The organism is Prosthecobacter sp. Pr1 (assembly GCF_057652315.1).
Genome location: NZ_JBYFBS010000002.1, coordinates 391432 through 413564, shown reverse-complemented (window position 1 = coordinate 413564; position 22133 = coordinate 391432). Strand labels below are relative to the sequence as shown.

The following is a 22133-nucleotide window of genomic DNA, read 5'->3' as shown; positions in this document are numbered from 1 at the left end:
CGCTTAACGACGGCGCATTGAACGTCAAATATTCGCGCGCAACCAATCCGCACCTCCCGTGGTTTACATTGCGCATGACCCTCGCTAGCATGGCAGCCACACTGCCAGCCTACCTCATGCCCGAACCGGAACGGAACGCCCTCTCCCATTCACCGTCGGCAGCTGCCGACGATGCCGGGGAGTCTTCCGACCAGGAAAGCGTCCGGCTCATGCTCCGCGTCAAGGAGGGCGATGTGAAGGCCTTTGAGCAGCTTGTGGAGCTGCATCAAAACGCCGTCGTCGGCACCTGCGCCCGCATGCTGAACAACATCGAGGACGCGCACGACATCGCGCAGCAGGTCTTCATCCGTGTCTGGCGCAGCGCCCCGCGCTATGAAGTCACCGCCAAGTTCACCACCTGGCTCTTCACCATCACCCGCAACCTCGTCTTCAATGAAACCCGCCGCCGCTCCCGCCGCAAGGAGGTGAGCATGGAGCAGGAAAACGAGGACGATCCGCCCAAATACTTCACCGATCACAGCACGCCCGGCGCCGATCAACTCACCCAGCAGACCGAGCTGGAGCAGGCGCTGGACAAAGCCATCGCCGCGCTGCCGGAGAAGCAGCGCATCGCCGTGATCATGCGCCGCCACCAGGACCTGCCATACGAGGACATCTGCGCCGTCTTGAAAATGTCCCTCCCCGCCGTGAAGAGCCTCCTCTTCCGCGCCCGCACCGAATTGCGAAAGCACCTTGCGGCTTATTTGGGTGAGGATGTGGAGTAGGCGCCTCGGTCACTTCAAAAATCAGCAATCGATTGTTCGTCAATCGTCAATCGCGCATGCCCACGATGCCCTTCCCCGGAAGATTGACGATTGTCGAGCAATCGATTTTTGATTTTAGAAGTCCATACCCAATCCACTACAGATCCACACCCATATGAAAGCACAAGCTCACGCCCTCGAAGACCGCCTCATCGACTTCGCCGTCCGCATCATCATCTTGGTTGAAGCGCTCCCCGACACCAAAGCAGGCAAGCACATCGCCGGGCAACTGCTGCGTTCCGGCACCTCCCCCGCCCCCAACTACGGCGAGGCTCAAAGCGCAGAATCCCGCGCTGACTTCCTCCACAAGATGAAAGTCTGCCTCAAAGAACTTCGCGAAACCCTCATCTGGCTCAAGATCATCGAGCGCAAACCGCTCTGCTCCAAGACGCGACTCACTCCCATCCTCACCGAATGTGACGAACTCATCAGCATATTCGTCAAAAGCGTTCAGACAGCCGAGCGTAACAAAAGCTCCGGCAAGTGATGCTCCCACCTCCAAAATCAAAAATCGATTGTTCGACAATCGTCAATCCTCCGGCCTGTGAACAATTGAACAGCCCCCATTTTTGAAGATTGAAGTTTCCCCATGCTTCAGGCGTACTCTCGCCTTCGCATGAAATCCTTCCTGCTCGCCCTTCTCGCCCCAACACTGCTGCTCGCCGCCCCGAAGCCGCTGTTCAACTCCAGGCTCATCACCAGCGCCACGCCCAACCACAGCGTGGACATCGATGTGTCGCTGGAAGCTGCCAAGGAGCTCTACCTCGTCGTCACCGATGGCGGCAACGGCTTCACCGCCGACTGGGCGGACTGGGCCGAGCCACGCCTCATCCTCGCGGATGGCAGTGAGAAGAAGCTCACCGAGATCGAATGGAAATCCGCCCAATCTGGCTGGGGCAATGTGAGGGTGAACGCCAACGCCAATGGCACCGAGCTGCGCAGCGCGGGCAAGGCCATCGAGTTCGGCATCGGCACGCATGCGAACAGCATCATCGCCTTCAATTTGCCCGCTGGCACGAAACGCTTCAAAGCCCGCGGCGCACTCGATGAAGGCGGCACCAAGCAGGGCAGCGCCAGCGTGGAGTTCCGCGTCTACACCGAGAATCCCGGTCCCATCACCGCCAGCGACAGCAGCTCGCACGATCCGGCCGATGCGGTCGATTCACTCACCGTGCATCCCGAGCTGCAGGTGCAGCTCTTTGCCAGCGAGCCCATGATGGAAAGCCCTTCCAGTATCGACATCGATGCACGCGGCCGCGTCTGGGTCTGCGAAGTGGTCAACTACCGCAAGCATCTCGGCGAACGTGCCGAGGGCGACCGCATCCTCATCCTCGAAGACACCGACGGCGACGCCAAGGCCGACAAATCCACCGTCTTCCATCAGGGCCATGATGTGGACAGCGCCCACGGCATCTGTGTGCTCGGCAACAAAGCCCTCATCAGCTGCGGCGACGATGTCTTCTGGCTCATCGACGACAACGGCGATGACAAGGCCGACCGCAAAGAACTCATGTTCACCAAGATCGGCGGCGCGCAGCATGACCACGGCATCCACGCCTTCCACTTCGGCCCCGATGGCCGCCTCTACTTCAACTTTGGCAACGCCGCCAAGCAGCTCTGCGACAAAGACGGCAAGCTCATCACCGACATCCACGGCGTGAAATGCACCAACCAGAACAACCGCCCCTACCAGCAGGGCATGGTCTTCCGCTGCGAGCTGGATGGCAGCAACGTCGAAGTCCTCGCCTGGAACTTCCGCAACAACTGGGAAGTCGCCGTGGACAGCTACGGCACAATGTGGCAGTCCGACAACGATGACGACGGCAACAAAGGCGTGCGCATCAACTACGTCATGGAGTTCGGCAACTACGGCTACTCCGATGAAATGACCGGAGCTGGCTGGCAGACTCCACGTCTCGGTTGGGAAAGCGAAATCCCCCTGCGCCACTGGCATCAAAACGATCCCGGCGTCATCCCCAACCTGCTGCAAACCGGCGCTGGCAGCCCCACCGGCATGCAGGTGTATGAAGGCGATCTCCTCCCCAGCATCTTCCACGGCCAGCCCCTCCACTGCGATGCCGGCCCCAACATCGTCCGCGCCTACATCACCCAGCCCGACGGTGCCGGTTACAAGGCTGAGATCGTGAACATCCTCGAAGGCACCAAGGACAAATGGTTCCGCCCCAGCGATGTGGCCGTGGCACCGGATGGCTCCCTCATCGTGGCTGATTGGTACGATCCGGGCGTCGGCGGTCACGGCATGGGAGATGTGACGCGAGGAAGGTTGTTTCGCGTAACGACGAAAGCTGCGGAGAAGTACACGGTGCCGAGTTTCAAGCTGGATACCGCCGAAGGTGCCGTGGCTGCCTTGAAGTCTCCGAATGAAGAGCAGAGGTATCTGGCGTGGAAGAAGCTCGAAGAAATCGGCTCCGAAGCTGAGCCCGAGCTTCACAAGCTCTTCCGCGACACCAAATCCGTCCCACAGCATCGCGCCCGTGCCCTGTGGCTGCTCACAGCTCATGAGTGGGAGCGCCTCAATCCCGGTTCCGACAAACCCAACCCTCACGACCTGACCCTTCCCGAGTGCCTCACCCAAGCCCTCGCCGACACCGATCCCAACATCCGCATTACCGCCATCCGCATCGCTCGCCGTCTGCTGCAGCAAGCGCATCCTGAGATGTTGCGTGAGGTGATCGCAAAGTTCGTGAAAGACGCTTCGCCTGCGGTTCGCCGGGAAGCGGCGATTGCGCTTCGGTTTGACCAAAGCACGGATGCACGGGACCTTTGGGCAAGGATTGCCTCCCAGTCCCGGAAATACGATAGGTGGATTGTCGAAGCGCTAGGGCTCAGCAATGAAGGACGTGAAGAATCAAGAACTGCCCTGATTGGTGACTCAGGAAAACAGGATGATGATGAAATCTCTGCTGAACTCATCCTGCGTCATCGTGATCGCAGCATCCCCGGTTTTATTGCGGACCAGCTCGTGAGCAGCAGCGACTCCCAAGCAGCGCATTTCCGCAAGCAACCTCAGCGCTGCCTTCGCGCTCTCCAACTTCTGCAAACCAAATATCCCGCCGAAGTCGCCGCAGCCGCCCTCACCATCTTTCACAAAGCCGACGCCGAAACGGCCCTCGCTTCCACCGCGCTACTCGACCGCAACACCATCACCTCCAATCCCGAGGCCAAAGCCCGCCTCGACTCACTCCTCAAACCCGTCATCGGCAAACCCGAGTTCATCTCCCTCGTCGAGCGCCTGAACCTCACCGGCTTTGAGAAGGAGCTGCTCGATTACATTGTCGCCAATCCCAATGCGCCGGAGTCGGTGAACGCCGCGCGGCTGATCGCGGCGAATCGGGATGGCGCGCTGCGTTTCCTTAAAGACGCCGATGCTGCTGCGGCAAAGACACTCGTCACCGCCCTGGGCCGCGTGAGCGACCGCGCCTCCGTAGGCGTGCTGAACCAGGCCTTCTGGCAGGAAAAAGACATGAGTGTGCGCCACGCCGTCATCGACTCGCTGGCCCTCAGCGGCGAAGGCGGGCGCAACATCCTACGCTGGCACAGCGAGGGTAAACTGCCCGCCGAATTCAAAGATCAGGCCGCACTGGCACTCAGCCGCAGCACCGATGCCGGCCTGCGCAGCGAGGCCGCCACAGCTCTGCCACTCCCCGCCGCACAGGGTTTGGAAAACTTCCCCAAGCTGCCCGAACTCGTGAAGCTCAAGGGCGATGCTGCCAAGGGCCCGCAGATGTTCATGCAGGCCGGTTGCATTGCCTGCCACCGCGTCAAAGGCCAGTATATCGACTTCGGCCCCGACCTCTCGCAGATCGGTGCGAAGCTTTCCAGTGAAGGCCTCTTCACCGCGATCCTGTATCCCAGCGCCGCCATCGAGCACAGCTTCGTCGGCCAGACTGTCACGACCAAGGAAGGCCAGACCATCACCGGCTACCCCATCAGCGAAACCGACACTGAACTCACCCTGCGCATCGCCGGAGGAGCCTCCACACCCGTCAAAAAATCCAGCATCGCCAAGAAGGAGGAATTGAAGCTCTCTCTCATGCCTCCCGGCCTCGCAGGTGCCATCGGCCCGCAGGGACTCGCTGATCTCGTGGCGTGGCTGCAGACGCTGAAGTAGTACGACAGATTGGCTTCGCTTGTCTGTCGATCAGCGGTCCGCAAAGCCGCCACAGCCCACAACTCTACCTACCACGCCACACCGGCCTGTGAAGCCGGTTTGGGATCAACCGTAAGGCAAAAAGACTGCGGTCCGCTGACCGACAGGCAGGAGTGCCTGTCGTACTTCAGGCGATCTCCCAGCCCTGTTCGTAGCTGAAAGCAGTCGCGGGCAGCCCGGCTTTCTGCGGGTTCATCTGGATGTAACGCTGAATTTTTTTCAACTGCTCCAAACTGCGGACGATGTGGCTGAACGACTCATCCATCCACAGAGAGCCCGTTTTTCCCAGCAGGCAATTGAGGTTTCTCGCACTGACGCCCTTGATCGACTTCAAGATTTCATGCAGAGGCTTGTCACCAATCGGCTGCAGCAGCACATGGACATGATTGGGCATCATCACCCAGTCACCGAGATCGTAATCGGTGCCATGTTTGAAAAGCAGGCGCTCGACCACCTCAGTGCGACATCGAGCATCACGCAGCACACACTCGCCGGAACCGGTATCAAGCCATCGCTCCATTCGAACCGTGAAAAGACGCCGATATTCTTTGAGCACACCTTCATCCCAAGGCTCAGGATGACTTCGCCGCCAGCCTTCCCTTTCATACAACCAGCGCTTCAAGATTTTCTGCGGCACCGAGTCCGCCAGCCGGAATGTAACAAAGTAAATCGCACCCGGTTGGTCCAGTTGAGGCAAATGCCTATGATGGGATTTTCCCACCGCCTCCCAGTCGAAGGGTGTGAAGTCCTTGCAGCCAATGACGCGCATGCAGGAAGTACGACAGACACTCCTGTCTGTCGATCAGCGTTCACGCAAACTCCACCGTTTTCCGCCATCCCAAGACAAGAGGCGGCAGGACAAGTCAATAGTCCAACAGGCAGGCCTTCCACGTTGCCACCAGCAAACATCTGTTTGAGGTATGCGCGGTCGAAGGGGCTTTCGGTGACGTTGACCGACAGACAGGAGTGTCTGTCGTACTTCAAAGGATCTTCAGCCTCCGAAACAACCGCCCCTTCCCCATCGTTTCAGCCACACCATGCGCCTGCTCTTTCCCTTTCTCCTCGCCATCGCCTTGCCGTTGCACGCTCAGAAAGCGGGCAAGAACAAGCCTTTGATCAAGCTGACCACCACCGAAGTGGCGACAAAGGAGATCGTCTACAAAACCACGCCGCAGGGAGAATTGAAGCTCCACGTCTTCTCGCCCAAGGGCGAAGTTCAAACCACCGCGCTCCGACCTTGCGCGGTGTTTTTCTTTGGCGGTGGCTGGAAGAGCGGGTCGTATCTTCAATTCGTCCCGCAGGCGGAATACCTGGCCAGCCGAGGCATCGTCGCCATCAGCGCGGATTACCGCATTCTCAACGTCCACAAGACGACACCGGACAAAGCCGTCGAAGATGCCAAGAGCGCCATCCGCTGGGTGCGGGGGCATGCCACGGAGCTCGGCATTGATCCCACCAAGATCATCGCAGGCGGCGGCTCTGCAGGCGGGCACCTAGCTGCCTGCACGGCGCTGGTTTCGGCCTATGATGCGGAGTCGGATGACAAGACCATCTCCGCCAAACCGAATGCCATGGTGCTGTTCAATCCAGCCATGAACATCGCCACGCTCTTCAAGCAGCGCGCCACCGGCGAAGGCCCGATGACGCTGGAGATGGCGGAAGCCATCACGCCCAACAGCTTCATCAGCAAAGACACCCCTCCCGCCATCCTCTTCTTCGGCACCGCCGACAAACTCAAAGCCGGTGGCGATGAGTATGTGAAAAAAGCCACCAATCTCGGACTGCGCGCCGAAATGTGGTCCGCAGCGGACATGCCGCATGGCTTCTTCAACAAGGAACCCTGGATCCAGGTCACCGCGAAGAAGATGGACGAGTTTCTCACCTCCCTCGGCTACCTCGGCGGAGAGCCCTCGATCAAGGTGCCAGAAAATGCGCCCGCTCTGAAGCAGGAGAAGTGAGAAATGAGAAGCCAATAATGAACAGAGAGGTTCGGTTTGCCGCAGAACATTTTCTTCGGATGAAATAGGCCAGGCAGCCGCGGGTGTCGTAGGACGGTCGTGGCGAAGCCCGCCCGTCCATCAGCGCGCTGCAAACACCACGGCGTACGCACGTCCTCGCAGTCGGGCGGTTTGGCGGAGGACGTGACAGAGCATCGGAAAGTCCTGGACGCCAAACACGACCGACCTACGGCCGGAACGCCGCGTAGTTCGCCTGCGTGAGAACCTGTCTGCCGCAGCAGAAATGCCAGACCTGCTTTCAAAGAAGCCGGGCATGAGACGAAGGTGCCATGTGCCTTTCCAATGCCACGGCGCAGAAAGCCGTCCACATCGGTTTTCGGCTGTCCCGGACAGTTCAGTGAATTCAGCCTCTCCCCACGCGAAAAAAGCGGCGCGAGCGACGTTTCTTCCCCGCATGCTTACCGAATCTTCCCGCGCCGCCGATTTCCCCAGCCTCAAAGGCATTCATTACCTCAACACCGCCGCCGAGAGCATCCCGCCTCTCTGTGTGAATGAAGCCGTGGCGGAATACATGCACCACAAATCGCTCGGCATGCGCGGGCGCGATTTCCATTTCCCACGTGTGGAAGACTGCCGCGAGATCACCGCCCGGCACCTCGGCCTCAGCACAGATGAAGTCTCCTTCTGCTCCTGCAGTTCGGAAGCCTACAACCTCCTCGCCAACGCGCTGCAACTGACGCCGAAGGACGAAGTCATCGTCACCGATCTCGATTTCCCTGCAGGAGCCACGCCCTGGCTCACCGCGCCGGAGTCTTCACGCCCCGTCACACGCCTTTGGAAGAATCGCGAAGGTGCCTTGGACCTCACCGATCTCGCAGCACTGCTCAATGATCGCACCGCCCTCGTGCAGGTCAGCCTCGTGAGCTTCTACAACGGCCACCGCATCCCCTTCGCTCCGCTGCGTGACATGATCCGCAAGCTCGCACCGCAGGCGGTCATCTCCGTCGATGTGACTCAGGCTCTGGGCCGCGTCGCGCTTGATTGCCAGGACGCTGACATCATGATTTCCAGCACGCACAAATGGACCCTCGGCATCCATGGCGGGGGCGTCATCGGCATTCCAAAAAAATCCGCCGCTCGTCTCACCACTTCTGCCGGTGGCTGGTACCACATTGCCAATGCCTTTGATGCCGATCGCTTTGAAAGCGCCCGCATCAAGCCCGGCGCGCTCAGCTTCTCCGTCGGCATGCCCAGCTTCGCCGCACTGTATGCCTTGAATGCCTCGCTGCGTTACCTTGAAAAAGTCGGCATGGACAAGATCATCGCCCATGCAGATCCGCTCGTCGCCCGCGTGCATGCAGGATTGAAGGAACTGGGACTCACCGCGCTTAGCGCCGCGCAACCCGGCTGCTCCAGCGGCATCGTGGCTTTCAAACACGAAAACACCGCCGCCATCAATGAGGCCCTGCTCGCGCAAAACATCCACGTCATGCATCAGGTGGGCCGCATCCGCATCGCCGTGCATGGTTATACCACGGCGGAGGACATTGAGAAGCTGCTGAGCACGCTGCGCGGGGCGGTGTGAGTCGTCCCCGTGGAGCGCGGACTTCAGTCCGCAGCAGGTCGCAAGCACGCTGAAGGCGCTTTTCCACCCTGAATTGCCGCAAACGTGCTGGCCCTCGGCGTCATGTGCGATGGCGCTCCATTAAGAACCCGGCGCTTTGGCGGAGTGCTGCGGACTGAAGTCCGCGCTCCCTGGCGCTGTGGCACGCTGCCACCACTCTTTTTTCACGCCCTGTCACTCCACCTCTTGCCCTAGCACTCCGCAAGCCTATCCTCCGAGACCTTGGACTGGGAATCGCCAAAACTCCTTCTGCTCATCCTGCCCGCAGTCGCTCTGCTGCTGTGGATCGAATCGCGCTCATCGCATCCCATGACCGGACTGCGGAAACGCCTGCTGCTGGTCACCCGCGCCATCGGCGTGATGCTTGCCATCGCCGCGCTCGCCGGACCGGCTCGTGTGACGCAGACGGGGCGCAAGGCGCTCGGCATCATCGTGGATGCCAGCCAGAGCATGGGCGAGGAAGGATTGAACAAGTCGCTCGCTGAAGCGGCCCGCGTGCGTGCGGGGCTCGGCAGCGGGATTGATTCATTTGTCGTCCAACTTGGCTCGCAGCCCGAGCTCCTGCCCGCAGGCAGCACGCCCGCCATGCAGGCCGCATGGCAAAAACAAAACGGTGGCGACAGCCATTACGCCGCCGCCGTGGAATATGCGGAAGCCCTGTTTCCACCCGGTGCCAGCCGCAACATCCTCATCATTGGCGATGGCCATGAAACACGCGGCAGCCTGCTGGATGCGGCACGCGAAGCGGCTGTCTCCGGCATCAAACTGCATGCGCTGCCCGTGGCGGGCCCGAATCGCCCAGATGCACGCATGCTGTCGCTCACACCGAATCGCACACGGTTGTTTGAGGGAGCCAGCCTGAGTTTGAGGGCGGCCTTTGAGAGCACCATCGAAGGCACCGGCACCCTGAAGCTTTACGAAAACGGCATCGAGGTGGAAAAGCGCCCCGTCACGCTCAAGCCCGGCGCCACGCAGGAGATCGTCTTCAGCCGCACCCCATCCACACGCAACACCTTCCAATACCGCGCCGTGCTGGAAGGGATCACTGGCGACACCTTGCCCGGCAATGACAGCGCCCTCGCCATCGTGGATGTGCGCGGAAGGCTGCGACTGCTCTACATCGAATCCGACGCCGCCGAAGGCCGCTACATCATGCAGGCCATGGAGAAGGAAGGCATCGAGCTGGACATGCGTCAGCCGGGCAATCTCGCGATCACGTTTGAAATGCTCGGCGGCTACGATGGCGTGATTCTCTCCGACGTCCCAGCGCATCAGCTTGGCGAGCCACTCATGAATGCGCTGCGCGATTACGTCGACAAACTCGGCGGCGGCCTCATCATGCTCGGTGGGCCCGGTTCATTCGGCGTCGGTGGTTACTACCGCACCCCCATTGAAGAAGTGCTTCCAGTTCGACTTAAAGCACCTGACGAGGAAGAAAAGCAAAGCGCCGCCGTCGCCATCGTGCTGGACCGCTCCGGTTCCATGGCCGGAGAAAAACTCGAGATGGCCAAGAGCGCCGCCATCGCCACGGCGGAAGTGCTCGGGCACAATGACTCCCTCGGCGTATGGGCCTTTGACTCGGAGGCCCACGTCGTCGCGCCGATGACGCGGCTGACTTCCACGAATGCGGTGTCCGGTCAGATCGCCGCCATCGCATCCGGTGGCGGCACTAATCTGCTGCCGGCTTTTCAACTCGGCCGCGAGGCCCTGCTGCGCACGAAGGCACGCGTGAAGCACATGATCATCCTCACCGATGGCCAGACCGCCGGCTCCGGCTACGAACAGCTTGCCACGCAGTGCCGCGGCGAAGGCCTGACGATTTCCACCGTCGCCATCGGTGAAGGCTCGCATGTGGCGCTGCTGCAGGCCATCGCCTCCAGCGGCGGCGGGCAGTCGTATTCGACGATGGATGCCAGCAGCATCACGCGCATCTTCACGCAGGACACCCTCATGCACACCGGCCGCATGATCCGTGAGGAGCCCTTCATGCCTGAGCTGAAGGAAAAAGACCCCATCCTCGCCGGATTTGAAAAGTGGGATTCACCCGAACTGCTCGGTTACGTGAAAACCACACGCCGCACTTCGGCGCAGGTGCCGCTGGTCACTGAAACGGGCGATCCCCTGCTCGCGCACTGGCGCTTCGGTCTTGGTAAAGCCACGGCCTTCACCTCGGATGCGAAGAGCCGCTGGGCCTCGCTGTGGATCGCGCGCTGGAGCGGCTATGGCCGCTTCTGGTCCCAGGTGCTGCGTGAAACCGCCCGCGCCCCGCAGGGCCGCCTCATGGATCTCTCCGCCCGCATGGAAGGCGATGACGCACGCATCAGTGTCGATCTGCTTGCCGACGCCGGCACGCGCGCCAACAACGCCACCGTCTCCGCCGAAGTCTTTCATGTGGCGGCAGATGCTCTGGGTGCGCCGCTGAAGGCTGTGCAAAAACTGACGCTGCGCCAGGATGCTCCCGGCACGTACGTGACCGACTTCAAACCCACGCAGGCCGGCGTGTATCTCATCCGCGCTCAAGTAGGTGCCGAGATGGTCACCACCGGCCTCATTCACAATCCCTCCACCGAAGCCAGTCTCGGCACCGTGAACGAAGAGCTGCTGAAGGAAGCCGTGCGCATCACCGGCGGCGATTACCTCACCGATTCCAAACGTCTCCCCAATCTCGAAACGACCAAGGCTGTGCAGTATGAGGAACTCTGGCCGTCACTGCTGCTCGCCCTGCTGACGATCTTCCTCATCGACACCGCCATCCGCCGCTGGGAGCACGTGGTGGGTTTGTGGCAGCTCGTACCTCAACGCAAGGCGGCGTGATACAGCAGCCATCTCGCTCCGCGAGATGAGTCCAAGCGCCTGCAAAGTACTCGTGAGCTTTAGCTCACTCTGGAAGGCGCGGAGTTTTCCAGAGTGAGCTAAAGCTCACGAGTACTTTCCTCCAGCAGCGGCTCCACCCGCTCCCGAATCAACGCCACCAGCTCCGGATTCATGAATGTGTAAACATCCGGGATGTCGAGCACGTCGATGTTCAAATCACGCACGATCTCAGGAAACTGCTCCCGCAGCCGCTGCTTGTGCGTGTGCTCCATCACCATCACACGATCCGCCCACCGCAGCAGCTTTTCCGAAACACGGCAGCGTGCGGAAGCGCTGGTGCCAGCGCTGCGCACTTCCACACGCGGATCGTTTTGATACACCTTCTCAGCCGTCGGACTTCGCCATTGGTTGCGGGAGCAGAGGAAGAGAATTTTCATTTTGATCCGGTCTCCGTTTCAAACGGACGCCATTCAAACTCAATATCGTCGGCTTCGATCAGCCAGCGACCGCCATCAGCCCATTCGATTTCATGCAATAGATGACCCTTGTCTGAAAGACGAAATTCGTCGTAAAGCCAATCATTCATGCCGCGCTCGCACTTTGAAGCCTGGATGCTATAACCAAACAAACGAGGATAACGAAGATGAATCGTGCCATCGTGATAAGCACCGAGCAATCTGACTTCGAGGCTGCAATACCGAGGTATTTCCCCACCAGGATCAGATTCGACAATACGGCATTCCTCCAGCCATGCGTCGTGAGGACAGGTATGAGCCGTCATGTCATACCACTCTGGCGAATCAAGCCGTTTCAACGCACCTGGAGGGAGCCGATCTCGAACAGATTGGATGTAGCTGCGGTATTCACTCGACAATCTTTGCAGCTCTTGAAACGAATCCTTGGGACTCGCTTTTCTGTCTGAAAGCAGGATGAACGCCATAGCTATTGCTCACTTCTTCACCAGCAAGCTCTTCCCCGTCATCTCTGCCGAGGGCTTCACGCCGAGCATGTCGAGCAGCGTCGGGGCGATGTCGGCGAGCTTGCCGTTGGCGACGGTGTAGCTGTTCGCATCGGCGGCGACGTAGATGCCATGGACGAGGTTCGTCGTATGCGCGGTGTTGGGTGATCCATCCGGATTGCGCATGAGTTCGCAGTTGCCGTGGTCGGCGGTGATGAACAGCTTGCCGCCGAGTTCGAGCACTTTTTGCACGATGAGACGCACGCCGAGATCGATGGTCTCGCAGGCGTGGATGCCCGCTTCGACGACGCCGGTGTGGCCCACCATGTCGGGGTTGGCGTAGTTCATGATGACGAGGTCGTAGCTTTCCAGACGGCGCATCACTTCAAACGTGAGATCCGGCGCGCTCATCTGCGGCTTCTTGTCGTAGGTGGGCACTTCCTTCGGGCTGATGGCGAGGTAGCGGTCTTCACCGGGATTCGGCTCTTCGACACCGCTGTTGAAGAAGAAGGTCACATGCGGATACTTTTCCGTCTCCGCAGCGCGAAGCTGCGTCAGACCAGCGGCGGCCACGACTTGGCCGAGGTTGTTGCTCAGGCTCTCCGGAGCAAAGATCACGCGAGCACCGAGGTCGGTGTAAGTGGCGTCGTATTCGGTGAGGGTGTAGTAGCCGGTCTTCGGGGTGACTTCGCGATCGAAGCCGTTGAAGTCCGCTTTCAGGAAAGCTTCGCTCAGCTGGCGGGCACGGTCGGCGCGGAAGTTGAACCACAGAATCACATCGCCATCGCGGATGCGCTGCTCGTTGGCGTTGGAGAAAATCATGGGCTGCATGAATTCATCCCCACGCGGATCTTTCGGATACGCGGCCTGCACGGCAGCGCTGGGCAGATCCGTGCGGACTTCACCACGGCCCAGGACGATGGCGTCCCAGGCGAGCTTGTTGCGCTCCCAGCGCTTGTCACGGTCCATGGCATAGTAGCGGCCAATGACGGTGGCGATTTTAGCACCGCTCGGAGCCAGGTCTTTTTCCAGCTTGGCCATGTAGGCGGCACCGCCCGTGGGGGAGGTGTCGCGGCCATCGGTGATGGCATGCACCATCAGATCGCTCACGCCTGCAGCCTTCGCGGCATTGCAAAGCGCGGCCAGGTGATCCTGATGGGAATGCACGCCGCCGTCGCTGATGAGACCGAGGAAGTGGAGACGCTTGCCCTTGGCTTTTTCAAAAGCTTCCACGAGCACCGGCATGGAGGCCAGTTCGCCATCGCGGATGCATTTGTTGATACGGGTGAGGTCCTGATAGACCACACGGCCGGCACCGAGATTCAGGTGCCCCACTTCGCTGTTGCCCATCTGGCCGTCGGGCAGGCCCACGTCCTCGCCGCTGGCGCTGACGGTGCCCATCGGGTAGGTGGAGTAAAGGTGGTCATGGAAGGGGGTGCGGGCCAGCAGGGTGGCATCGCCATTGGCTACGGCTTGAGCTTTGCCGCCGGGGTTGATGCCCCAGCCGTCACGGATAATCAGAACAACAGGTTTTTTGGTCATAGCTACTGGGTCAATGGGTCAAAGCGGCGGCTCCGTCAAGGGCGGGGTCGCGGCGGCAGGGGGCCAGCCAAGGCTGGAAGCACCCTTTTGGCCACCTTAAGCATTTCTTGGCAAATCCTGACCACCCCCGGCCCGGCTCGTCAGATCGTTTGCGCTCCGGCCCGTCTCAGGGTATAAAGGCCCGCCTTTCTCCGTTATAGCCGTCATTCCATTCATGACTTCCGGACCGCACTCCCAACTCCCCAAGGCCCTCGTCGCCACCTTCGCTCTTGCACTTGCATCGGCCTCGTTCGACGTGGCCCATGCAGAAGATGCGAAGCCGGGCTTTTTCAAGAAGCTCTTCGGCGGCGGCGGCAAGACCGAAACTCCCCCTCCCGCGCCCGAGCCGGAGAAAAAACCGGCCGCCAAGCCGAAGCCAGAGCCGGAAAAAACGGCCACCAAGAAGCCCACGAGCAGCAAACCGCCACGCGTCATCATCACCACGACCGGCGGCAAGAAAGTGGAGATCGGCAAAAAAACCGCTCCTGCCAAGACCGTTGCGAAAACAGAGACTCCCAAGCCCAAGGAAGAGCCAATCAAGGACGTCACGAAATCATCCGCCTCCAAGGACAACGAAGCCCCGATGAAGGGCGAGTTCAAAGAAGATGATGACGACAAGACCGTCAGTACGGAGAAGTCCAAAGCCGTCGAAGTCCTTCCCGCCAACGGTGGCTGGGAGATCATCAAGATCGGCGGGCGTGACTACGTGACGGCGGAGAGCATCCGCAATTTCTACAACCCCGTCTATGGCTTCACCACCTTCCGGACGCAGGGCACGCACTTCTGGCTCGGCTCCTCCAAGCTCATCCTCAAGGCGCAGATCGGCTCGCAGGAAATGCTGATCAACAACATCAAGTTCATCCTCAGCTTTCCGGTGGTGGAGTACAATGGCAAGGTGCTCTTCTCACGCCTTGATCTGTGCAAACTCATCGATCCCGTGCTTTACCCCAGCCATATCCAGAACGCCGAGTTCTTCGACACCGTCGTGGTCGATGCCGGCCATGGCGGCCATGACGCCGGAGCGCGTGGCATTTACGGCTACGAAAAAGACTTCGCCCTGAAGATGGCCATGTCCGTGCGCGCGGCCCTGATGCAGCGCGGCTTCAAGGTGATCCTGACACGCGCCAACGATACTTTCATCACCCTTGGCGGGCGCGTGGCCATCGCGAACCAGACGCCAAAGAGCATCTTCCTCAGCTTCCACTTCAACTCCGGCGGCGCTGCCGCCACAGGCATCGAAACCTGGGCTCTCACCCCGCAGAGCGCCGCCGCCACGATCAGCCGCGGAGGCGGTTACAACGTCAACGGCGTCACCGGCAACAAGCAGGACTCCGCCAACATCGCCCTCGCCACCGCCGTGCATGCCAGCGTCATCAGCCGCTTCAAGTTCGTCGATCGCGGCATCAAGCGTGCCCAATGGAGCGTGCTCACCGGCTGCAAGCGCCCCGGCATCTTGTTTGAAGGCGGCTTCGTCACCAACGGTGCCGAATGCCAGCTCGTCGCCTCCGAAACGTATCGCCAGCAGGTTTCAGCTGCCATCGGCGACGCCGTGCTGAACTACCGCAAGGCGCTCGAGTCAGCCATGGTCAAGCGCTGAGCCGGAAGGGTAATCCTTCAGACCAGTGGCAGCTTTTCCCGCAGCAGCGCGGTCAACTCCGTCGTCTCCGCCAGTGTGAAATCCGCCTTCACCTTGGGTTCATGATGGCTCAAAATGCGAACCGTGCGTGGCACACCTGCATTGATGGCCATTTGGATGTCGCGATCATGATCTCCGACAAGCCAGCTCCGCGCCAGATCGATGCCATGCTCGTCACGTGCGCGCAAAATCATCTCCGCGCTTGGCTTGCGGCACGCGCAGGTGCCTGCCAGATGTGTGCAGGCATAGATGCCATCCAGTGCAGCATCATGCGGGGCCAGTGCGCTTTGCATGTGCGCATGCAGATCGTCGAGAGTCGCCTGCGTCATCAGCCCTTTGCCCACGCCCTGCTGGCTCGTCACCAGAATCGTCGCGTAGCCACGTTCATGGCACAGCGCCAGCGCCTCGATGATACCGGGCGCAAAGTGAAAATCCTCCCAGCGCAGCACATAGCCGTCCCCCGGGGAGACATTGACGACACCATCGCGGTCAAAGAAAACAGCGGGACGAAGGGGCAAAACAGTGGGCATGAGCTGCACGCATAGCCGCACTGCGCGGACAAGGAAACTGCTCTTTGCTGCAGCCGCAAAGAGCAGCAGCTGGCTTTTATTCCTGCACCTCTCCCGGCCACACCGGGAAGCCATGGAAGCAGACATTGTCCCCCATGGGACGGACGGTGACGTCTTTCAGCTCGATGGAGGCGGGCAAAGCGGGGCCTGCAAGGGATGGACGCCCCCCACCGCAGAGGCGCGGAGCAATGTACCAGTAGACCTCATCGACAAGCTGATCGCGGAAGGCATTGCCAAGAATGATGCCACCGCCCTCGATGAGGACAGAAAGCACGCCGTGTTTCCCCAGAATGGCCAGCGCTTCAGGCAGATCCTTGCCATGCATGATGACCGTACGGTCTTTGAAATCATCGGTGAAAATCTGAGAGTGCTGGGGAATGTCGCCGCTGCGGGTGAGCACGACGCGCCAGGGCTGCAGCTTGCCGCTGCCGGCACTGCCATCACGCAGCGTGAGCTGGGGGTTGTCTTTGCGGATGGTCTCGGCCCCCACAAGGATGGCGTCCACCCGCATGCGCAGTCTGCGGCCGTGGGCGCGGGCGGCATCGTTGGTGATCAGTGAGCTCTCCCCCGCTGGACGAGTGATGCGGCCATCCAGGCTCTGCCCGGCCTTGGCAATGACGTAAGGGATGCCGGTGGTGATCCATTTGGCAAAGGGGCGGATGATCGCCCGGCACTCTTCATCGAGCACGCCCGCAGTGACCTCGATGCCCGCGAGCATGAAGATGCTGCGGCACTGCTCGCGGTGGCTTGGATTGGGATCATGCGCACCGAAGACCACGCGCTTGATGCCTGCGGCCTTGATCGCTTCGGTGCAGGGCGGTGTTTTACCCTGCGTGCAGCAGGGTTCGAGTGTGACGTAGATCGTGGAACCGCGCAGCAGCTTGGGGTTTAATTTTTGCGCGTCGCGGATGGCCTCCACCTCGGCATGCGGCTCGCCCGCCTTGTGGTGGTAGCCGCGCCCGATGACTCTTTCCTGGGCGACAATGACAGCGCCCACGGGCGGATTTGGGCTGGTAAGGCCGACACCAAGCTGGGCCTGGTCGAGGGCGAGGTGCATCCAGTGCTGGTCGGGCGTTTCTTTATGAGCGATGGGCGGCGGCATGAAGGGTCCGCATGATAGGCGATGAAACGAACCTGAGAAGCAATAAGAGTGTCACACAATGGGAACCATCCCGGGGGTCTTGAAGCTTTTTGTACTCGCTGTCACGGACGCGCTGGCGTTAGTTTACACCGCCGATGAAACTCTCCGAAAAAGCCCTGCTGTATCGCGAACTGGCCAAGCTGGTGGGGGCAAACTTTCATCTGGACCGCTCTCTCGAACTCCTGCTCAAGCAGCAGCCTTCCCATGCGCGCCGCACCTGGCTGCAGGGCCTGCAGCTTGGCCTGAAAGAGGGCAAGAGCGTCGCGGCCTCCATCACCGAACATTGCGGGGCGTTTTCAGACGCCCTGGAGTTTGCCCTGATCGACGCCGGAGAGCGCAGCGGACGCCTGGGGGATGCCTTCAGCCATCTGTCGCGCTACTTTGAAGCCTGGAACATGGCGGTGAAGCAGGCCATCGGGGCGATGATTTATCCGCTGATCCTCGCGCATCTGGGCATCGTGCTGCCAGAGCTGCCGACCATGGTCACATCAACCATGGAGGACAAACCCTACTCGCTGGGGGGCGTCTTCATGCCGCTGGCAATTCTCTGGCTGATCCTGCTGTCCCTTTTCCTCATCTGGCGCTGGCTCTCGCGGCTGGGCGCGGAATCGGCGGCGGTGGATCGCGGGCTCGGGTACATCCCGCTGATCGGCAGTGCACGCAGGCACTGGGCGCTGGCACGCTTTTCCCAGGTGTTTCACGCCTGCCTGCTGGCCTCCATGCGGATGACAGAGGCCATGCAGCTCGCGGGCAGCGCCTCCCACAGCGGCCTGCTGCGCCATGCCGCGAAGGATGCCGCCCAGCGCATCGCCGCAGGAGAAACGATCGCCGGTGCCATGGCGGACGTGCATGGCTTCCCCATCACATTCGTTCATGGCATCGCCACGGCGGAAGAAGCCGGAACCCTGGATCACGAGATGAACCGCTGGGCCGCTGCAGAGACCATCGAAGCCGGAGATGCCGTGCAGCGCGCCGCACAGTGGCTGCCAAAGATCGCCTATGCTTTCGTCGTGATGTATGTGGCCTACCGCATCATCACCATGATGAGCGGGTTTTACGGCGGCATGCAGCAGCAGCTCGACAACCTTTGAGGCGGATCACCGCTTTTGGCATCTTTTGGCGACAATATTCGCTGCTTAAGGACGAAAAGTGCTTTACGGCTTGCTTTAAATGCGCTTTCTGTTCGCCCGAACAGCTTTTTATTACACACTGAACACCCACGATTATGGCCAGAGCACCCAAAGAAACTTCCGATACTTCCGCAGCCAAACCCGACAAGCTTGCCGAAGCACGCGGTCGCAATCTCGACCTGGCCATCCAGCAGATCCAAAAAGACTACGGTGAAGGCGCCATCCTCCGCATGGGCGGCGAAGGTGTGAAATCTGACATCACCGTCATCCCCACCGGCAACCTGCTCATCGATCAGGCGCTCGGCACCGGCGGCTTCCCCCGCGGTCGCGTGGTGGAAATCTACGGCCCTGAATCCTCCGGTAAAACCACCCTCACCCTCACGGTCATCGCCCAAGCGCAGAAGACCGGCGGTTTGGCAGCCTTCATCGACGTGGAGCATGCACTCGATCCCGCCTATGCCCGCCGCCTTGGCGTCAAGATGGACGAACTGCTCGTCTCCCAGCCCAGCTCCGGTGAAGAAGCCCTGCGCATCTGCGAAACCCTTGTCCGCTCCAACGCTCTCGACGTCATCGTCATCGACTCCGTGGCCGCCCTTGTCACCCGTCAGGAACTCGAAGGCGAGATCGGCGACTCCACCGTCGGCGCCCAGGCCCGCCTCATGAGCGCCGCCCTGCGCAAGCTGACCGCCATCATCGCCAAGGCCCGCACCTGCTGCATCTTCACCAACCAGATTCGTGAAAAGATCGGCGTCATGTTCGGCAACCCCGAAACCACCCCTGGCGGCAAGGCCCTCAAATTCTACGCCAGCGTGCGCGTGGACATCCGCCGCATCGGCGCCATCAAGACCACCGACGGCACCGTCACCGGCAACCGCACCAAGGTCAAAGTGGTCAAAAACAAGCTGGCCCCTCCCTACACCGAGGCCGAGTTCGACATCATGTACAACGAGGGCATCTCCAATGTCGGCTCACTGCTCGATCTCGCGATGGATTATGAAATCCTGCAAAAGCGCGGCTCATGGATCAGCTACAAAGGCACCCAGCTCGCCCAGGGCCGCGATGCCGCCAAGGAAGTCCTCCGCAACGATGCGACTGTGTATGCCGAGATCGAAGCCGCCGTGAAAGCCAAGCAGGCCGAAAAATCCGCAGGCTCAGAGAAGGGCTCTGCCGCCAAAGGTGCCTCCGCTCCTGACGACGAATAAGCTTGGCCGGATGCGGGGCGTGCAAGCCCGCCCCGCGTTCGCTGCCTTCGTCGTTTGACTTTTCTCGCCCCGTGCGCCTCTTTTTGCGGTCATTCCGCGAATCGTATGGCTAAGCACGGCCAGCAAAAGCAGGAAACCTCCGCGAACCCGAATCCATCGGTCGGCGGGGGCGGGCAGACTGTTGTCGAGCTCAGCGAAATCACTTCCTGCGGCCTCGTGTTCTGGTCACGCCAGCGTTTTGATCTGGGTGCCGAAGTCCAGGTGCGCATCCAGCGCTCAGCCCTGACGCCCGCGATGCTCGCCATGACCACATCAGACTCAAAGTGGGTCATGCTCAAATGCCTCGTGGTCACCAGCTCTCCGCAGCGGCGCACGGACGGCTCTTACGGCTTCAAAGTCTCCCTTCTGGTGGTGCAGGCAGCGGATGACTGCACACCCGCTCCCATGCACCGGTCCATGATGCCATGGTTCGTACCGCCCCTGAGCGGTCTGCGACGCTTCGGGTTGAATTGAAGCCCTCAGGCCAGCTCGATGCCAAAGAAGTCCATCATCACCTGACGATAGACGCGGCGTTTGAACTTGGGCACCCAGTCCATCTGGAATTCCGACGGCTTGATCCACTTGAACCCCGCGAACTCGCGGTGCGTGGCGTCCAGATTGAAATCGGTGTCCACGCCGTTGAAGCGGCACAAAAAATAGGCCTGCTCCTGGCCGCCGTAGATGCCGTACTTCAGCCGTCCCTTTGAAAACGCATAGCGGTAGCCGTCTCGTCGTTGGATGATCTGCAGCAGCTCACGCTTCACGCCGATCTCCTCCTCCAGTTCGCGAAACAGCGCCGTCTCCGCATCCTCCCCTTCATCAATGCCGCCCTGTGGAAACTGCCAGGCGCCTTTGATGTTGATGCGCTCCGCCACAAAGATGTCGCCGTTCTCCCGCTGCAAAATCGCGGCGACGTTCGGACGGTAAACGATGGCTTCGACGGGAATCATAAGCCGGAGGGATGGCGCATGGTGTAGCCTTTCGTTGGCCGTGAGCGGCTGCTCCAGCGCGGGCCGTCGCTGTCCGCATCACTGTAGCCTGTGTCCAGCCGCAGTCCGGCCACTTCCAGAAAGACGTGCCCTTTGCGCGCATAGACGGTGATCCACTTGCCGTGGCCGCTGCTTCCATAGCTGCGGAAGGCCCCGGACACCGTGGGTGCATTGAGCTTGCCTGCGGCGTGCAGCACATACGAAGTTGTGCCGGAGCAGTCATACGCGCTGTCTTCAAAGTGCCTGTGCCCGCCACCACGGCGGTAGGGCTTGGTGCAGATGTGATTGCCGGCAGAGATCGCCCGCAGCACGGCCGCAGGCGCGTTGGCCGGTGGCACTGCCCTGCCGCCGATGATGACGGCCGTCTTGCCCGGGGCATACTTGTATTCCCAGCGCGATCCCGCGCTGGAGCCGCACTGGCAGAGAAGCACACAAAGTGGCAGAGGTAGCAAAAGTAAAAGAAAGCGCATCAGTCAGGCCATCGTATTCGGCCCGGTGGAAATGACAAGGCGTGCAACACTGCCTTGCCTTGTTTTCAAAAACCCGCCAGAATCCGCCCCTCATGATCAAAAAACTCGCCGCTCCCTTGATGCTGGCCGCCGCCGCCTGCGTCGTGGCCTTTTCCGCGCCCGCACCCAAGCACAAGATTCTCTTCTTTTCCAAGTCCAGCGGCTTTGAGCACAGCGTCATCTCCTGGAAGAACGGCCAGCCCAGCTATGCCGAAAAGGTGCTGCAGGAACTCGGTGCCAAGAACGGCTGGGAGTTCGAATTCTCCAAGGACGGTTCCAAATTCAGCAAGGACTATCTGGCGCAGTTTGACGCGGTCTTCTTCTACACCACGGGCGATCTTTGCAGCGAAGGCACCGACAAACAGCCGCCCATGACCAAAGAAGGCAAGCAGGCCCTCTTCGACTACGTCAAAAGCGGCAAGGGCTTCATTGGCACGCATTCCGCCAGCGACACCTTCCACACCGACAACGAATCGCAGAAAGGCCCTGAGCGTTACCTGAACCACGGCGAGAAAGCGGACGCGTACGTTCACTTCCTCGGCGCCGAGTTCATCAAGCACGGCAAGCAGCAGGATGCCAAGAACACCGTCACCGACGCCAAGTTCCCCGGATTTGAAAAAGTCGGCGCGACTTATGGCTTCATGGAGGAGTGGTACTCGCTCAAGGACTTCAATTCCGACATCCACGTACTCAGCGTCATCGACGCCCCAGCGATGGAAGGCAAAGAATACGAGCGCCCCGCCTACCCCAGCACCTGGGCACGCAAGGAAGGCGAAGGCCGCGTGTGGTACACTGCCATGGGCCACCGTGAAGACGTCTGGACCAATCCCACCTTCCAAGAAATCCTCATCGGCGGCGTCAAATGGGCGCTCGGAGAGGTGCAGGCAGACGTCCCCCCAAACCTCAAGGAAACCGCCCCCGGCGCAATGACCAATCCTCCCTACGTCGCCCCGCCGCCGCCAAAGCCTGCCAAGCCGGCCGCCACCAAGTAGTCCAGTTGCGCCGCAAC

The 22133-nt window shown here is 60.6% G+C and carries 19 protein-coding genes; 11 read left to right on the top strand and 8 right to left on the bottom strand.

Going from position 1 to position 22133, the window contains the following annotated elements:
- Nucleotides 1-74 precede the first annotated feature (74 nt).
- The 3 genes from AC24GY_RS04615 to AC24GY_RS04605 all read left to right on the top strand — a co-directional run bounded on the left by AC24GY_RS04615 (nucleotide 75) and on the right by AC24GY_RS04605 (nucleotide 4935).
- Nucleotides 75-764 carry an RNA polymerase sigma factor gene (locus AC24GY_RS04615; protein ID WP_487680699.1) on the top strand — a complete coding sequence of 230 codons (690 nt, stop codon included), beginning with the start codon at nucleotides 75-77 and terminating at the stop codon, nucleotides 762-764.
- A 154-nt stretch (nucleotides 765-918) separates the two neighbouring features.
- On the top strand, nucleotides 919-1290 hold the full coding sequence (locus AC24GY_RS04610) for a four helix bundle protein (RefSeq protein WP_487680697.1): 372 nt from the start codon (nucleotides 919-921) through the stop codon (nucleotides 1288-1290).
- A gap of 129 nt (nucleotides 1291-1419) precedes the next feature.
- Nucleotides 1420-4935 carry a PVC-type heme-binding CxxCH protein gene (locus tag AC24GY_RS04605; protein ID WP_487680695.1) on the top strand — a complete coding sequence of 1172 codons (3516 nt, stop codon included), beginning with the start codon at nucleotides 1420-1422 and terminating at the stop codon, nucleotides 4933-4935.
- Nucleotides 4936-5101: 166 nt separating this feature from the next.
- On the opposite strand, the gene AC24GY_RS04600 is transcribed toward AC24GY_RS04605, so the two are convergent.
- Nucleotides 5102-5494 carry a transposase gene (locus AC24GY_RS04600; protein ID WP_487680693.1) on the bottom strand — a complete coding sequence of 131 codons (393 nt, stop codon included), beginning with the start codon at nucleotides 5492-5494 and terminating at the stop codon, nucleotides 5102-5104.
- A gap of 517 nt (nucleotides 5495-6011) precedes the next feature.
- Between AC24GY_RS04600 and AC24GY_RS04595 the strand changes: the two genes are divergently transcribed.
- The 3 genes from AC24GY_RS04595 to AC24GY_RS04585 all read left to right on the top strand — a co-directional run bounded on the left by AC24GY_RS04595 (nucleotide 6012) and on the right by AC24GY_RS04585 (nucleotide 11370).
- Nucleotides 6012-6932, top strand: coding sequence for an alpha/beta hydrolase (locus AC24GY_RS04595; protein WP_487680691.1), 921 nt, complete (start codon nucleotides 6012-6014; stop codon nucleotides 6930-6932).
- A 454-nt stretch (nucleotides 6933-7386) separates the two neighbouring features.
- Entirely contained in the window at nucleotides 7387-8517 is a 1131-nt protein-coding gene (locus AC24GY_RS04590) for an aminotransferase class V-fold PLP-dependent enzyme (RefSeq protein ID WP_487680689.1), read from the top strand.
- Between the two features lie 261 nt (nucleotides 8518-8778).
- On the top strand, nucleotides 8779-11370 hold the full coding sequence (locus AC24GY_RS04585) for a VWA domain-containing protein (protein ID WP_487680687.1): 2592 nt from the start codon (nucleotides 8779-8781) through the stop codon (nucleotides 11368-11370).
- 98 nt (nucleotides 11371-11468) lie between these two features.
- On the opposite strand, the gene AC24GY_RS04580 is transcribed toward AC24GY_RS04585, so the two are convergent.
- From AC24GY_RS04580 to gpmI, 3 genes are read right to left on the bottom strand one after another with little or no spacing between them, the layout of a single operon-like run.
- Nucleotides 11469-11807, bottom strand: coding sequence for a low molecular weight protein tyrosine phosphatase family protein (locus AC24GY_RS04580; RefSeq protein ID WP_487680685.1), 339 nt, complete (start codon nucleotides 11805-11807; stop codon nucleotides 11469-11471).
- Complete coding sequence (locus AC24GY_RS04575) at nucleotides 11804-12310, bottom strand: hypothetical protein (protein ID WP_487680683.1); 507 nt, start codon at nucleotides 12308-12310, stop codon at nucleotides 11804-11806. Before AC24GY_RS04575 ends, AC24GY_RS04580 begins: the two co-directional genes overlap by 4 nt.
- 9 nt (nucleotides 12311-12319) lie before the next feature.
- On the bottom strand, nucleotides 12320-13870 hold the full coding sequence (gpmI, locus tag AC24GY_RS04570) for a 2,3-bisphosphoglycerate-independent phosphoglycerate mutase (protein WP_487680681.1): 1551 nt from the start codon (nucleotides 13868-13870) through the stop codon (nucleotides 12320-12322).
- A 214-nt stretch (nucleotides 13871-14084) separates the two neighbouring features.
- Between gpmI and AC24GY_RS04565 the strand changes: the two genes are divergently transcribed.
- Entirely contained in the window at nucleotides 14085-15506 is a 1422-nt protein-coding gene (locus AC24GY_RS04565) for an N-acetylmuramoyl-L-alanine amidase family protein (protein WP_487680679.1), read from the top strand.
- Between the two features lie 17 nt (nucleotides 15507-15523).
- Here AC24GY_RS04565 and AC24GY_RS04560 read toward each other — a convergent pair whose 3' ends face one another.
- Together AC24GY_RS04560 and ribD are read right to left on the bottom strand one after the other, a co-directional pair.
- On the bottom strand, nucleotides 15524-16075 hold the full coding sequence (locus tag AC24GY_RS04560; RefSeq protein WP_487680677.1) for a D-glycero-alpha-D-manno-heptose-1,7-bisphosphate 7-phosphatase: 552 nt from the start codon (nucleotides 16073-16075) through the stop codon (nucleotides 15524-15526).
- A 76-nt stretch (nucleotides 16076-16151) separates the two neighbouring features.
- Complete coding sequence (gene ribD, locus AC24GY_RS04555) at nucleotides 16152-17216, bottom strand: bifunctional diaminohydroxyphosphoribosylaminopyrimidine deaminase/5-amino-6-(5-phosphoribosylamino)uracil reductase RibD (protein WP_487680675.1); 1065 nt, start codon at nucleotides 17214-17216, stop codon at nucleotides 16152-16154.
- Nucleotides 17217-17350: 134 nt separating this feature from the next.
- On the opposite strand from ribD, the gene AC24GY_RS04550 reads away from it, so the two are divergent.
- The 3 genes from AC24GY_RS04550 to AC24GY_RS04540 all read left to right on the top strand — a co-directional run bounded on the left by AC24GY_RS04550 (nucleotide 17351) and on the right by AC24GY_RS04540 (nucleotide 20100).
- The gene (locus AC24GY_RS04550; RefSeq protein WP_487680673.1) at nucleotides 17351-18346 is read left to right on the top strand and encodes a type II secretion system F family protein; all 996 of its coding nucleotides are present in this window, start codon (nucleotides 17351-17353) and stop codon (nucleotides 18344-18346) included.
- A 134-nt stretch (nucleotides 18347-18480) separates the two neighbouring features.
- Nucleotides 18481-19587 carry a recombinase RecA gene (gene recA, locus AC24GY_RS04545; protein WP_487680671.1) on the top strand — a complete coding sequence of 369 codons (1107 nt, stop codon included), beginning with the start codon at nucleotides 18481-18483 and terminating at the stop codon, nucleotides 19585-19587.
- Nucleotides 19588-19692: 105 nt separating this feature from the next.
- On the top strand, nucleotides 19693-20100 hold the full coding sequence (locus AC24GY_RS04540) for a hypothetical protein (protein WP_487680669.1): 408 nt from the start codon (nucleotides 19693-19695) through the stop codon (nucleotides 20098-20100).
- A 5-nt stretch (nucleotides 20101-20105) separates the two neighbouring features.
- On the opposite strand, the gene AC24GY_RS04535 is transcribed toward AC24GY_RS04540, so the two are convergent.
- Both AC24GY_RS04535 and AC24GY_RS04530 read right to left on the bottom strand, forming a co-directional pair.
- Nucleotides 20106-20576, bottom strand: a complete 471-nt coding sequence (locus AC24GY_RS04535; RefSeq protein ID WP_487680667.1) for an RNA pyrophosphohydrolase — start codon at nucleotides 20574-20576, stop codon at nucleotides 20106-20108.
- Nucleotides 20573-21067 carry a peptidoglycan endopeptidase gene (locus AC24GY_RS04530; RefSeq protein ID WP_487680665.1) on the bottom strand — a complete coding sequence of 165 codons (495 nt, stop codon included), beginning with the start codon at nucleotides 21065-21067 and terminating at the stop codon, nucleotides 20573-20575. The genes AC24GY_RS04535 and AC24GY_RS04530 overlap by 4 nt, the downstream gene beginning before the upstream one ends.
- 110 nt (nucleotides 21068-21177) lie before the next feature.
- Between AC24GY_RS04530 and AC24GY_RS04525 the strand changes: the two genes are divergently transcribed.
- Complete coding sequence (locus tag AC24GY_RS04525) at nucleotides 21178-22116, top strand: ThuA domain-containing protein (RefSeq protein ID WP_487680663.1); 939 nt, start codon at nucleotides 21178-21180, stop codon at nucleotides 22114-22116.
- The last annotated feature ends 17 nt before the right edge of the window (nucleotides 22117-22133 follow it).